A 13948-nucleotide genomic window follows, 5' to 3' on the forward strand; every position below is an offset into this window, starting at 1 on the left:
CGGCCGAGAGGACTGTCAACGGCTGGCGGGACCTTGATCGGCCACCTGGATGGACTACACCCGAACGGGTGGTCCATTCCGGCGGTGAGTGACATTTAGGCAGGCCTGAGATGGCGTCCGGATGACAACTTTTCCGGGGCGTTTTCGAGCTCTTCCGCCGCCTCGCTGGCGCGGATGAGCACCTCGACGACTTCGTCCAGGGTCAACCGGGCGGGCGCGGTCTCGGTGAGGAAGCGTTCGAGCTCGCCGCCGAACCGGGCCGGGTCGGCCACATGTGGAAAGTGTTTCGCATTTTCGAACACCGTCAAGCGGCTGTCCGGCAGCACTTCGGCCGTCTTACGGCCGTGCGTGACCGGGATGAGCGGATCGTGCGCGCCCCAGACGACGAGAGTGGGCACTTCGCGGGCGAGGTAGAGCTTGTCGATCGCGCTCGCGCGCTGACCGCGGAGGTCGATCAGGCTGCGCGCGATGAACAGGAACGCCCGCCGCCTGCCAGGGTCGGCCAGTGACGCAAGGTGACGGGTCAGCTCGCGGGTCTCGGCGGAAAGCTTCCCGCCGAGAGCGCGGCCGGCCGCGGCGAACCCGCGCGCGATCGCGACGGTGACCGGGTTGACCGCCAGGGTGAGTGTCGCGTTGGCGCCCGGCAGCGCCGTCGCGCGCAGCACCGGGGCCACCTGCGGGCCGAGTCCGGCACTGCCCACGAGCACCAGCCGGGCGCACATCTCCGGGAACTGGTAGGCGAACTGCATCGCGATCCCGCCGCCGAGGGAATGCCCGACGATGGTCGCGTGCCGGTTCCGGGTGAGCGCGAGGACGTCACGGACCACGCTGGCCATCGCGCCGAGGCCGTAATCGGCCCGAGGGGCGGCGGAATCGCCGTGGCCGGGGAGGTCGGGGACGAGGACGCGGCGCCCGAACCCGGTCCGCTCGAAATGGTCGAGCAACGGCGCCCAGGTCTCTCCGCTGCCCGAGATCCCGTGCAGCAGTACGAGCGGCTCGCCCGCGGCGTCCTTTGTGGACGGAAGGTATTCCCGCAGCCGGATTTCCCGCCCGTGCAGGGTCAGTGTGCGCGCTTCGAGGGCCATGTCCCGCCTTTCGGTTGTCAGGCGTCAAAATAACGTGAAGAAAGCCCGGTCCGTCAGCGTGTCGCGGGATACGTCCGGCATTTGCGACCGGGGTGACAAGAATGCCGGGGCGGACCCCGAGACGGATGCCAAAACCGGGACCGCCGGGCAATCGCGCATCGACATTTTCCCACCGTCCCGGTATTCAGGAAAGCGTCGGTAAACACCCGTCACCACGGGGAGAGAAAGCGATGGCCTGCCGAGCGGACTTCCACGTCGATCAGCCGAGGGCGAAGCGTGCCCGCCGCGGCCTCCGCTGGGTGCTCCCCACCGTGCCGCCACCGGAACGGCGGGTCCGGCGTGTCAGTTCCCTGGCGGCGCTTCGTCGCGGCGGTGGGCGCGCATAAGCCGCTGGGCGCGCAGTGCCAGCTGCATGTTCAGCCGGTCGTCGGCGTCCCTGAGCCGGTCGCCGAACAGCTCCTCCAACTGCCGGAGACGGTTGCGCACGGTCTGCGGGTGCACGCCGAGCCGTCGCGCGATCTCCGGTGCCCCGCCGCGGGTTTCCAGCCAGGCAAGCAGGGTCTCGCTGAGCCGCTCCTGCTGTTTCTCGCTCAGCGAGGTGAACGGGTCGAGACTCTGTTTGGCGAGTTCGGCGCCGAGGAAGTCCTCGGCGAGCAACCACAGCGTGGCGAGGTGGTCCCGGCACCAGATGACCGGGCCGGGCGCGTCTTCGCTGTTCAGCAGCAGGGCACGGCGGGCGGTGCGGAGCGCGGCCGGGGCGTCGGCGAGCGGCACGACGGGGGACACCGCCGCGCGCCAGCCGTCCAGCGCGTCCTTCAGTGGCGCGAGGTCGGCGTCGGGATCCGCGGTGAGCAGGTACGGCTCGGCGGTGTCGAGGTCCGCCAGCACGGTGTCGTCCAGCAGATGGCCGGGGAAGGCGGGCGCGCCGGGAGCGCGCTGGAGCGCGACCATGGCGGCCGTCCCCGGCACCCGCCAGCCGGCGCCGTCGGCCAGGCTGGCGATACTGCACGCGGACCCTTCCGGCGCCTGCGCGATCAGTTCGAGCAGACGGCGGCGCCGGAGCGGGATCGCGCCCGCCGCACTGGCCTCCGCCTCCTGGTGGCCCTCGATCGTCGTGGCGCACAGTTCGTCGACGTAGACGAAGACGGACTCGGCCGCGAGCGCGATGACGTCGAGGCCGACGCCGAGCCCGCGCACGATGGGCCGCATCGCCCGCCACGCCGCCCGTGCGCCGACCGTCACGCTGTCGTGCAACGGTTCCAGGCTCCGGCCCTCGGTGAACTCGATCCGCCCGCGCATGCGGTAGAAGTCGATCCAGCGGTCGTGGGGCACGTCCGGATCGCCGATGCAGTCGACGTAATGCCGCACCGCGCGATCGCACGAGACGACCAGGACGCGGCCGAAGACGCCGCGCAGCGGTTGTGAATACGCGGGGACGGACCGCTGTACCTGGTTGACCATGGCCGCCGCGGCGTGCCCGGTATACGGACGCAGTTCTTCGCCGAGCGAACGTGGCAACGTCGCCAGCATGTCGAAACCGCGGTAATGGACCACCGAGACCACCTTTGATTTTCTTCGAACCGAGGACGGGAAACGTGAATCCCTTTGCGCAACCGCGTCGGATCGACGGGAACGGGTGCCGCAGTGTTTCTACTGGATCGGCCGAGCGCGTGTACCGCGAATGTGACGTTGAATGGGCAACGAAAGTCGCCGATGTGGCGGCTTTTGACACGGATGTGGCGACGGTTCTACGCTCCGTGCATTCGAGTGCGCCGGTGGCGCGCGGACGAAAGGGAATTGGTGCCCGGAATCGTCGGCCTACTTCACTACGGGGGATCGCACACGTGAGCTGGCAGCCCGTCGGCGCGTTGTGGGCCCGCCTGCCGAGGGAACTCGGTGACGCCGTCCGCCCGCGAATCCCGGCGATCGCCCGGCACTGCGTCGAAGGCGTGGCGTCCGAGATCGGTGAATGCGCCGAAGTGTTCAGCGACAGCGATGCGCGTGCCGCCGCCGTCGAGCTGACCAGGCGCGGTATCGAACGCGCCATCGATCGGATCGGCGTTCCCGAACTGCTGCAGAACGACCTGCTGGCGGATTTCCGTGCGCAGGGCAGGATCGCCTTCCATCAAGGGCTCAGCAGGGAGGCCGCACAGGCGGCGTTCAGGGTCTCGAGCCGGGTGCTGTGGCGGTCGATCGCCTCGGCCGGCCGCCGGCTCCAGCTGCCGGGCGACGTTCTCTACGGCGCGGCGGAGTGCCTGTTCGGCGACGTCGTCGAGGTGACGATGGCTCTGACCGACGGGTACAACGCCGCCCGGGCCGAGGCGACGGGCCCCGCGGAGCAACGGGCCCGGCTGTTCCGGCTGCTGACCGCCGGTGCCGGGTACACCCGGGCCGACGCCGGCGCGCTCGCCGTCGCGATCGGCTGGCGGATCCCGGACCGGATCACCGCGGTCGTCTTCACCGCGGAGCCCGGCGCGCCCGCGTTCCCCTCCGGTCTGCTGCCGTCGGCGATTCCCGTGGACCTCGTCTCCGACGCGCCCGGCGCGCTCGTCGCCTGCCCGGAAGCCGACCTCGGCGGCCTGCGGGAACTGCCTTCCGGCTGGTCGGCGACGGTCGGGGTGTCCGTCCCGACGGCGCAGGCCGCCGAATCGTTCCGGATCGCGCGCCGCGCGTCCGAACTGGCCCAGCGGGGGATGATCACCGCGGTCGGTCCGGTGCTGTGGTGCGAGGAGCACATCACCACGCTGCTGCTGCTCGCCGACGAGTTCCTGCTCGACAGGCTGGCCGTCGAGGCGCTGGAGCCGCTGTCGGGGCTGGCGCCGCGTCAGCACGACGAGTTGTCGGCGACCCTGCTCACGCAGGTGCAGACGCGGGGGAGCGCGCCCGAGATCGCCCGGCAGCTCGCCGTTCACCCGCAGACGGTGCGGGCCCGGCTGCGGCGGCTCACGGAGTTGTTCGGCGAACGGCTGGACGATCCGGATCAGCGGCTGCGGATCGAGCTGGCGCTGCGCGCCGAACGACTGCGGCCCGCCGAAGCCTGACGGGCGCCGGCGACGGGGAACACCCAGCGACGATAACCCCACCAGCGGAACGCCGAACCCGCCGCGGTGCCGAGCAGCATGCCGCTGACGAAGTCCGCGATCTCCTGTGCGAGGAAGCCGACCTCGGGGACCTCGAGCCGCAGGACATAGCGCGAGATCAGCGGCGGGCACAGGTTGATCGTCACGGCGATGGCGTTGACCGCGAAGAACAACGCCGCCTCGGCGAACCGGCGCCTGCCGCCGCGGGTGTGGAACGACCAGCGCCGGGAGAGTAGATACGCGAACGCCGTCGCCATGACGGTGGCGATGGCCAGCGCCGTGACCGGTTTCTCTTGCAGGACGGTGAGTTTCAGCCCGTAATTGACGCCGAGCGTGAGGCCGAACGCGGCGAGGCCGACGGTGGCGAACCGGAGCAGCTCACGCCGCTTCCCGGCCCGCGCACCGACGGCCGCGCCGTCCACAAAGGACGAAGGCGCGGTTCTGAGCACCGCGGGCTCAGCAGTTCGACGTCGCCGGAGCGCCCGCGACCCGGTCCTTGAGGAAGGCGAGCACGTCGGCGTTGCCGGTGTAGACCGCCGTGATGTGGTCGGTGTCGAAGGTCTTCCAGGTCGTCTTGACCCCGGCGGTGCAGTAGGTCTTGTGCAACGCGTCGGCCTGGGCGAACTGCACGAGCTGGTCCTGGGTGGCGTGGTAGAGGAGCACCGGGACCTTGGGCGGTGTGCCGCCGAGCTTGTTCTCGTTGAGCCGCTTCACCCATTCCGGCCGCACGTAGCCGGCGCTGGTCGTGTAGTCCGCGATCTTCTGGTTCGCGTAGGTGGTGAGCAGTTCGAACGTGCAAGCGCTCTTCTGCATCTCCGCCAGCTTCACACGGCCGTTGTCGCTGAGGAATGAGTCCAGTTTCAGCTCGGGATAAGCGTTGTCCAGGCCGATCAGGGCGTAGGCGAAGACGCCGAAGCCTGCCTTCCCGTCGAGTTGCAGGGTGACCTGCACGAGGTCGGCGGGCACACCGCCGGCGGCGACGCCGACGAGGTTCATCTCCGGCGCGTAGGCCGGTTGCAGTTCACCGGCCCAGACCGCCGCGCCGCCGCCCTGCGAGTACCCGCGGAAGAGCACCTTGGCGTCGGTGGACAGTTTCGCCTCCGGCAGGCGTTGCGCGGCCCGGACCGCGTCGATCACCGCCGGGCCCTCCGAACGCCCGACCACATAGGTCGTCTTCGGATCCTGGCGGTAGCCCTCGTAGTCGGTGAGCGCCACGGCGTACCCGGCGTCGAGCGCGTCGTCGAGGCCCGACTGCTCGTAGAACGCGCCGATGTCGATCATCTTCGACGGCGTGCAGTCGAACGCCGGACCGTGCGTACCGGCGGCGAACGAGACGATCGGCGCCTTCGCCGGGTCGACGTTCTTCGGCACCAGCACGGTCCCGGTCACCGCGTCCGGCCGCCCGAGGGCGTCCGTTGACAGGTACATCACCTGCCACGCGTTGACGGAATCCTTACGCGGACCGGCCTTCGAGACCCGCGAGCGGATGATGTCGCCCGGTTTGCCCGCCGGGAGCGGGGACGGCGGGGTGTAGAACGAATCGTCGGACGCCGCCGTGACGGCGGAGTTCGCCGGGCTCCCGCTCAGCACGGTCAGCAGACCGGCGGACAGGACGATCGCCAGCGCGGCGGCGAGTATCCGGCGGGACGGGCGGGGAAACGGGGTCGGCACGGCCGGGCCTCCAGAACGGGTGGGCAGGTTGAGGTGCGGAAGAGCCGGGGAGCGTCGCGAAAGCCACTTTCGGGACATCAGGCGTCCCGAAAGTGGCTTTCGCGACACGGCGCGGAGTTCGAGGCCTCACTCAGGCGTTGCCGCCGTAGACCTGGCGGCAGGTCGTGGACTCGGCGAACGCGAGATCCAGTTCCGGGTTGGCGCGCAGGTGCTTGATCGGGCCTTCGGGCTCACTCAACCCGCTCATCGTGGTGTCGGCGTCGGCGACCACCTTCTGCAGGCTCGCCTGGTCGGTGACCTTCGCGTCCTGCATCTTCACCAGGGTCGCGGACACCTTCGACTTGGTCTCGTCGAGGGTGGTGGTGGCCTTGTCCACAGCGGACTGTCCATCCGGGACCGGCGGTACCCCGGCGTTGCGGATCCCGCCCGCCATGTCGTCCAGCGCCACGGTGAGCGAGTTCAGGAAGCCCACCATGGCGGTCTTCGCACCTTGGGGGTTGTTGGGGTCGAACGCGGGCGGCTGGGTCAGCTTCGCCGAGCCCGTCGCGACTCCGGAGCACACCTTGTCCGCCCAGGCGAGTGCGGCCGGGTCGGCGTGCCTGCCGGTGTCGGCGGGCTCGTCGGACCCGCAGGCGCTCAGAAGGACCGCCGAGGCGGTCAAGGAGACGGCGGCGAACGCGATTCGCGCTGCCGTGCGGCGCATTCTTTTCATGATTTCCCCGTCGAATTCGGCGAAAGAGGGCCGGCCGTGGCACGAGGAGCGGGATTCCGCGGTGGTCGGCGGTGACCGGCTTGCTGAAACGCGAGGTTACTCACGAAAGATTCCGGCAGGCAAGGCGGCGACGGCCGGGAAAGGGCGATTGGCACGCGTGAGATAGTTTCCCGCAGTGCGATTGTCACCCTCATCAGCGGTTTCGCATGGGGCGTGATGTGGCTCTGTGCTGGGAAAACCCATGTGCCGCTACTAGGAACCGGCCGGACGCACCGTGCCAGGGTGACAATTTACCGGCGGCGCGTCAACTTTTCCGGGGAACCACTTGATAGCGGGACTGTCGCGTCGTTAGTTTACTGTTCGGTTGCGATCCGTCAGACATCGTCGCTACCCGGAGAATTCTCTCGGGCCGATATTCATTGCTCTGGGGAATTGTACGCCGTTTCGTATCATCGTTGATACCACGGAAGGACGATCGTGAGTCACCGTAGAGGAACCAAGAAGGCGGTCGCCGCCGCCGCTGCCGGCGCCGTGGGGCTTGCCACCGCGGTACTCGTGGTCGGGGCACAGTCCAGTGTCGCCGATCCGATCTCGCTGCCCCTCAACTACCACTGCGACCTGCCGCTCGTGGGGTCACAGTCGCTGAAGGTGGTGATCAACACCGATCTTCCGCTGTCGGTCAAGACCGGTCAGCCGACCGGCACGTTCGACATCAAGGCCGTCTCCACGATCAACGCGGACACGGTCAGCGGGCTCAACCTGATCGGTGCGACCACGCTGGAAGGACAGGCCATCGCGGCGGCGACCGTGGCGGCACCGGGGCTCAACCTCCCGGTCAGCGTCCCGAACGACATCGCCAAGCAGAACATCCCCACCTCGGGCGAGATGACGGTCAACGCGGCGGGCAAGACGCCTTCGCTGACCTTCAACCAGCCCGGCGAGGCGAAGATCACCGTGGGCGACCTGCGGCTGAAGGTCACCCCGCGCAAGGCCGACGGTTCGGTCACCGGCATCACGCCGGACGGCACGATCGACGCGCCGTGCACGCAGGATCCCGGTCAGAGCAACACTCTGGCCACGATCAAGATCGGTGACGGCGGTGGCGGCACGACCACGCCCACCACCCCGACCACGCCCACCACCACCCCCACGACGCCGACCACGCCGACGACCCCGCCCACTACCACCACCACGCCCGGTGGCGGCGGGATCAAGTACGCGTTCGGCATCAAGGGACAGACCGCGCTGAAGTCGCTCGGCAGCACCGCGGTGATCAACGGTGGCTTCGACGCGGACGTGGACCTCGCGTCGAAGACGTTCACCGGTGACCTGAAGCTCGACCCGACCTCGACCCAGTTCAAGCTGTTCGGGTTCGTCGACGGACGTTCTGAGGTCAAGGTCGAGCAGGTCGGCAAGCAGTCCGGTGAGCTCGTCGGCACCGGGTTCAAGGCGCACATCAAGTTCAACGTGTTCCTGCCGAGCGTGCAGGTCTTCGGGATCCCCCTCAGCAGTGACCCGAAGTGCGGCACGGTCAGCCCGTCCACCAGCGAGATGACCACCGGTCCGGACTTCGACCTGCTCAAGGGCGGGAAGCTCTCCGGTACCTACTCGCTGTCGGCCCTGCAGAACTGCGGTTCGTTCAACGACATGATCAGCATGTTCGCCAAGAGCGACGGCAACACGCTCGATCTGAACCTCACCAAGAAGTAAGTCAGGCAGCCGGTCCCCGTCGCGTTCCGTGACGGGGACCGGTGCCGTTTCCGTGCCGTCCAGGAAGGCGACCATGCCCCTTCGCATCAACGTCCGGATGCTCCTCGCGGCGGGCCTCATCGTCCTGCTCACCGCCGGCAGCCTGCTGTTCGTCGCGGTCCGGAGCGCGGCGGCGGGTACGCCCGTGGCCAAGAACCTGTCGTTCACCTGCCCGTTCCCGCTGATCGGGTTGCAGAAGCTCGATGTGAACATCAAGGCCGACTTCGAGGTCCCGACGGCGCCCGGCGGCACACTCACGACCTCCGGGCTGACCATCACCGTGACCGTGCCGGACAAGGCCGCTCGCGGGCTGAACCTGGTCGGCGCCGCCACCATCGAGGGCACCGCGGCTGCGGGCGTGACACTGGTCAACGGTGACGCGAATCCGCTCCCGGTGCGCCTCCCGCTGAACGTCGCCAAGACCGACCTCCCGCCGTCCGGCACATTCAGCACGGTGGCGACGGGTTCCGTGCCCACGATCACGCTGGCGAAACCGGGCAAGACCACCCTGACCATCGGCGACTTCACCACCCGCCTCACCCCGAAGAAGGCCGACGGCTCGTTCACCGGCATCGGTTCGTTCACTTCGGACTGCGCGCTCGACCCCGGTCAGGACCCGGTGCTGCTCTCGTTCGAACTCGGCGACAAGCCTGCCGGCCATCGATACACGGTCGCCGGCAAGACCGGACTCAAAGCACTCGGCACCGCCGCGCCGCTGGCCGGCTCGTTCGACCTGAGCCCCACCGCGGCCACGGTGTTCAGCGGCGGCCCGGTGTTCGACAAGGCGCACGCCGACTTCCGGCTCTTCGGCTTCCTGCCGGGCTCGGCGGATCTGGAGTTCGTCGCCGACGGACCGCAGGGCGGCGATCTCGCCGGGACCGGTTTCGTCGCACGGCCCCGCTTCACCGCCGTCCTGCCGCTCGTCACACTCGTCGGGATGCCGGTCAGCAGCGGGCCGGGCTGCCGGACGTCGGCCCCGTCGACGGCGGAACTGCGCACCGGTGACGGCTTCACCATGGCGGCGGGCGGCACGCTGACCGGAACCTATTCGCTGGCGCCCCTGACCGGCTGCGGCGCCTTCACCTCGTACGTGAGCTCGCTCGTCCAGGGCGACGGCAACACCTTCGACCTCACACTGACCCCGCGATAGTCACGCACCTGCGCTCGCGTGAAGTACATGAAGGACCCCTTCCTGTACCTAGGCGCAAGGAAGGGGTCCTTCATGTACCGAGGAAGTGCCCTTCACGCACAGAGGTTCGTGTGATTGGACGGACGACACGCGTGTCGTCCGTCCAGACACGCGAAACCGCCACGGCGCTCCGGCACCCGAACACTCACGACCGGCTCTCCCCGGCACCTGTTCCCACCACCACCGCAGTAGTCGGGCCGACGGCGGGTCCGGTTCCCGGCGGCGGTAATCTGCCTCGCGACACCACCGGACACCTGTTCCGCCACCAAGGAACCATTGGTGAACCCGGGAGTGCCACGAAATGACGATTTCCGCGCCGGAGGCCGCCGTCCGCACGGTGGAACTGACCGTATCGGGGATGACCTGCGCCGCTTGTTCGGCGCGGGTCGAACGCACGCTGAACAAACTGGACGGGGTGCGCGCGTCGGTGAACTACGCGACCGAGCGCGCCACCGTGCAGGTGCCCGAATCGCTGGCCGACGAAGTGCTCATCGAGCGGGTCCGCAAATCCGGTTACACGGCCGAGGTCCGCGGGGAAGAGGATCCGGACAGCGGCTTCGCCCGGGTCCGGGATCTCCGTCGGCGGCTGGTGGTCGCCGCGTTGCTGGCGATCCCGTTGGGGAACCTGTCGATCACACTCGCCCTGGTGCCGAGGCTGCGGTTCCCCGGCTGGGAACTGCTGTGCCTCGCGCTGGCCGTTCCGGTGGTGTTCTGGTCCGCACTGCCGTTCCACCGCGCCACGTTGCGGAACCTTCGCCATCGTTCGTCCAGTATGGACACCCTGGTTTCGCTGGGTGTGCTCTCGTCGTTCGCGTGGTCGGCGTGGTCCGCCTTCGCGGGCGGCTCCGAACCCGGGTACTGGATCGGCTTCGGCCCGACGGCGGCCGGCGCCGACGCGATCTACCTCGACGTCGCCGCCGGGGTGACCACCTTCCTGCTGGCGGGCCGGTACTTCGAAAGCCGGTCCCGGCGCAGTGTCGCCGGGCTCCTGGCGGCACTGGACGCCTTGGCCGCCAAGGACGTCCGGGTGCTGCGGGACGGAGCGGAGCGGATGGTGCCGATCGGCGAACTGGCCGTCGGCGAGCTGTTCGTGGTCAAGCCGGGGGAGTCGATCGCCGCCGACGGCGTCGTCCACGGCGGACTGTCCACTGTGGATGTCAGCGCGGTGACCGGTGAGCCGGTGCCCGCGGAGGTCGGTGAAGGAGACCGGGTCATCGGCGCTTCGGTGAACCGGGACGGCAGGCTGGTCGTCCGCGCGACCGCGGTCGGCACGTACACCCAGCTCGCCCAGATGACCGCGCTGGCCGAACGCGCGCAGGCCCGCAAGGCGGCGGTGCAACGCCTGGTCGACCGGATCTGCGCGGTGTTCGTCCCCGCCGTGCTCGGCGTGGCGGTGGTGACGCTCGCGGTCTGGCTGCTCGGCGGGGCGCCCGTCCGCGAAGGTTTCGCGGCCGCCGTCGCCGTCCTCATCATCGCTTGCCCGTGCGCGCTCGGGCTGGCGACACCGACCGCGCTCATGGCAGGGGTCGGCCGCGGCGCCCAGCTGGGCATCCTCATCAAGGGACCCGACGCGCTCGAGGCGAGCCGCACGGTGGACACCGTCGTGCTGGACAAGACCGGCACCGTCACCACCGGGAAGATGACCGTCACCGCGTGCCGCCCCGCCGACGGGTTCATTAACGGCGAGCTACTGCGGTTCGCCGGAGCCGTGGAGTCCGGTTCAGAGCACGCCATCGCGGCGGCCGTGGTGACCGCGGCGAGGGCCGAACTGCCGGACCTGCCCCCTGTCGAACGCTTCGCCGCCCTGCCGGGGCTCGGTGCGAAGGGCGAGGTCGAGGGGCACGAGGTCCTCGTCGGCAACGCGCGGCTGTTCGCCGAACGGGGGATCACCGTCCCCGGCGGCTTCACAACGGCGGACGGCGCCACGGCGATCCTCGTCGCCGTGGACGGCAGGGTCGCCGGACAGCTGGCGATCCGGGACGTCGTGAAGCCGTCGGCGCGGGCCGCCGTCGACGCCTTGCACGCGCTCGGCCTGCGGACCGTGCTCCTGACCGGTGACAACGAAACCGCCGCTCGCGTGGTCGCGGACGAGATCGGCGTCTCCGACGTGCGCGCCGGCGTGCTGCCCGCGGAGAAGGCGGCGGTCATCGAAGAACTGCGGGCCGGGGGAGCGCGGGTCGCGATGGTCGGCGACGGGATCAACGACGGTCCGGCGCTGGCCACCGCGGATCTCGGCATGGCGATGGCACAGGGCAGTGACATCGCGTTGCGCTCGGCCGACATGGTGCTGGTCCGCGAAGACCTGCGCGTGGTCCCCGACGCCATCCGGCTCGCCGACCGGACCCTGCGGATCATCCGGGGGAACCTGGTCTGGGCGTTCGGCTACAACGTCGCCGCGATCCCGCTGGCCGCGCTGGGCCTGCTGAACCCGCTGATCGCCGGTGCCGCGATGTCGCTGTCCTCCGTGCTCGTCGTGTCCAACAGCCTCCGGCTCAAGGACTTCGGCCGCGCGGACCGACGCGCTGCGTGACACTTCCGGGTGGTTTTGTACCATCGCCCCGGACAAGGGGGCCTTCGTGAAGCCGTTGAACACCGGCGAACCCACCGGCGTGGGGCGCTACCGGGTGTTCGCCGCGCTCGGTGAGGGCGGGATGGGCCGGGTGCTGCTCGGGATCTCCTCCGACGGGCGCCTGGTCGCGATCAAGCAGGTCCACCCGGGTTTCGCGCACGACCCCGGCTTCCGCGAGCGGTTCCGCCGGGAGGTCGAAACCTCCCGTCTGGTGTCCGGCGCGTACACCGCCCCGGTCATGGACGCCGATCCGCACGCGCCGACACCGTGGCTGGCCTCGGTGTTCGTCCCGGGACCGGCCCTTTCCGACGCGGTCTCCGCGGGTGGGCCGCTGCCGCCGATGGCGGTCCGGCACCTCGCCGCGGGGCTCGCGCTGGCGCTGGGCGACATCCACCGCGCCGGGCTGATCCACCGGGACCTGAAGCCGAGCAACGTCATCCTCGCCGGTGACGGCCCCCGGGTGATCGACTTCGGGATCGCCCGCGCGGTCGAAGGCGACTCCGAACTCACGCACACCGGCGCCGTCATCGGTTCGCCCGGGTTCATGTCGCCTGAGCAGGCCGAGGGCAAGCCGCTGACCGCGGCGAGCGACATGTTCTCGTTCGGCGCGCTGCTGGTGCTGGCCGCGACCGGGAAGAGCCCCTTCACCGGGACGTCCACTCCGCACACTCTGTACAACGTCGTGCACGTCCAGCCCGATCTGCGATATCTGGCGCCGGAGCTGCGGCAGATCGTCGAGCCGTGCCTCGCGAAGAACCCGGCGGACCGGCCGTCCCCGGCCTGGGTGCTGGAGCGGCTCGGCCCGATCCCGCCGGTGACCAGCCCGTGGCCGCCGGTGGTGTCGCACCTCATCGAGACACAGCAGGCCGAAGTCCGGCGGCTGCTGAACCCGCCTCCGCCGAAGCGATCCCGGCGCGGCCTGTACGCCGGACTGGCCGCGGCCGCCGTGGTGCTGCTGGCCGGTGGCACCGTCGCGGCGGTCTCGCTGTCCGGGGAAGACCCGCCTCCGGCCGCCATCGCGCCGAGTTCCTCGCCGCAGCCGGACGAACCGGTCGCCACCCCGGTCAACCAGGATCCGCTCGGCCCGGACAACCTGCGCCGGGTCGACCTGTGCAAGGTGCTCGCGGGCCGGGACGTGCCGGGGTTCGGCAAGCTGAGCACGGAGATGGACATTCATTTCGACTCGTGCACGTACTCCTCGCCCACGGGGAAGTGGCTGGACCTGGAGATCGGCGGCGATCTGGTCGAAGGCGTGGCGGGCGGTGAGCTCGAAGGGCTTCCGCTGCGCATCAAGGGCTCCGACGACGCGTGCGCGGTCGCCGTCCCGGTCGCCGGCCTGCCGAACACCAAACTCAGCGTCGACGTCAACTCGATGTCCACAAAGGACGAGGCGTGTTCGGTGGTGAAGGCCGCGCTCTCCGACGCGGTCAAGCGGATCCGTGCCGGAGGCCACGAGCGCGCGCTTCCGGCGGGCACCCTGGCTCCACTGGACCCGTGCGCGCTGCTCGGACCGGCGACCACGGACCGGCTGATCGGCCCGGTCGTCGAAACGATCCGCGAACATCTGCACCAATGCCGGTACGACACGACGGGCAGTGTCCGGCTGAGCTTCGTGCGGGCGTACCCGCCGGCCCAATCGAAGGACTCGTACTACACGGAGACCGCCACCCTGGATCTCGGCGGTGCCAAGGTGTACCTGGCGAGAAGGGACGACGGCGCCGCCCGCTCGACCTGTTCGCTGACCTGGCAGCATCGGTCCGTCAGCGACCGCGACGGGGAGAACGTCGAGCTGACCGTCGGGACCAGCGGTGCCGAGAAGACCGCCGAGCAATCCTGCGAGAAGGCGAAGGCCTTCGCCGGGGCGTTGTTGCCGAAACTTCCGAAACCCTAGGG

Annotated in this window: 10 protein-coding genes; 5 read left to right on the top strand and 5 right to left on the bottom strand. The window is 69.7% G+C overall.

Annotation, left to right across the window (positions count from 1 at the left end):
• Positions 1–95: 95 nt before the first annotated feature.
• Positions 96–1085 carry an alpha/beta fold hydrolase gene (locus DL991_RS26475; RefSeq protein WP_125787057.1) on the bottom strand — a complete coding sequence of 330 codons (990 nt, stop codon included), beginning with the start codon at positions 1083–1085 and terminating at the stop codon, positions 96–98.
• A 342-nt stretch (positions 1086–1427) separates the two neighbouring features.
• Positions 1428–2648: a helix-turn-helix domain-containing protein gene (locus DL991_RS26480; RefSeq protein WP_125787058.1), complete on the bottom strand. Its 1221-nt coding sequence runs from the start codon at positions 2646–2648 to the stop codon at positions 1428–1430.
• A gap of 281 nt (positions 2649–2929) precedes the next feature.
• Here DL991_RS26480 and DL991_RS26485 point away from each other — a divergent pair, with 281 nt between their 5' ends.
• Positions 2930–4126, top strand: a complete 1197-nt coding sequence (locus DL991_RS26485; RefSeq protein WP_125787059.1) for a helix-turn-helix domain-containing protein — start codon at positions 2930–2932, stop codon at positions 4124–4126.
• On the opposite strand, the gene DL991_RS26490 is transcribed toward DL991_RS26485, so the two are convergent.
• From DL991_RS26490 to DL991_RS26500, 3 genes are all read right to left on the bottom strand, one after another.
• Positions 4066–4614 carry a GtrA family protein gene (locus DL991_RS26490; RefSeq protein ID WP_233598992.1) on the bottom strand — a complete coding sequence of 183 codons (549 nt, stop codon included), beginning with the start codon at positions 4612–4614 and terminating at the stop codon, positions 4066–4068. The genes DL991_RS26485 and DL991_RS26490 overlap by 61 nt on opposite strands.
• Before the next feature lie 7 nt (positions 4615–4621).
• Positions 4622–5836, bottom strand: a complete 1215-nt coding sequence (locus tag DL991_RS26495; RefSeq protein WP_125787060.1) for a lipase family protein — start codon at positions 5834–5836, stop codon at positions 4622–4624.
• Between the two features lie 130 nt (positions 5837–5966).
• A complete protein-coding gene (locus tag DL991_RS26500) occupies positions 5967–6539 on the bottom strand; it encodes a hypothetical protein (RefSeq protein ID WP_125787061.1) in 573 nt (190 codons plus the stop codon).
• 486 nt (positions 6540–7025) lie between these two features.
• Between DL991_RS26500 and DL991_RS26505 the strand changes: the two genes are divergently transcribed.
• From DL991_RS26505 to DL991_RS26520, 4 genes are all read left to right on the top strand, one after another.
• Positions 7026–8258 (top strand): DUF6801 domain-containing protein, encoded by a 1233-nt coding sequence (locus tag DL991_RS26505; protein ID WP_125787062.1) that lies wholly within the window; start codon positions 7026–7028, stop codon positions 8256–8258.
• A 73-nt stretch (positions 8259–8331) separates the two neighbouring features.
• Positions 8332–9447 (top strand): DUF6801 domain-containing protein, encoded by a 1116-nt coding sequence (locus tag DL991_RS26510; RefSeq protein ID WP_125787063.1) that lies wholly within the window; start codon positions 8332–8334, stop codon positions 9445–9447.
• Between the two features lie 340 nt (positions 9448–9787).
• Positions 9788–12016, top strand: a complete 2229-nt coding sequence (locus tag DL991_RS26515; RefSeq protein WP_125787064.1) for a cation-translocating P-type ATPase — start codon at positions 9788–9790, stop codon at positions 12014–12016.
• Between the two features lie 46 nt (positions 12017–12062).
• Entirely contained in the window at positions 12063–13946 is a 1884-nt protein-coding gene (locus DL991_RS26520; protein ID WP_125787065.1) for a serine/threonine-protein kinase, read from the top strand.
• Positions 13947–13948 lie beyond the last annotated feature (2 nt).

It is taken from the genome of Amycolatopsis sp. WAC 01375 (assembly GCF_003947325.1).
GTDB lineage: Bacteria > Actinomycetota > Actinomycetes > Mycobacteriales > Pseudonocardiaceae > Amycolatopsis.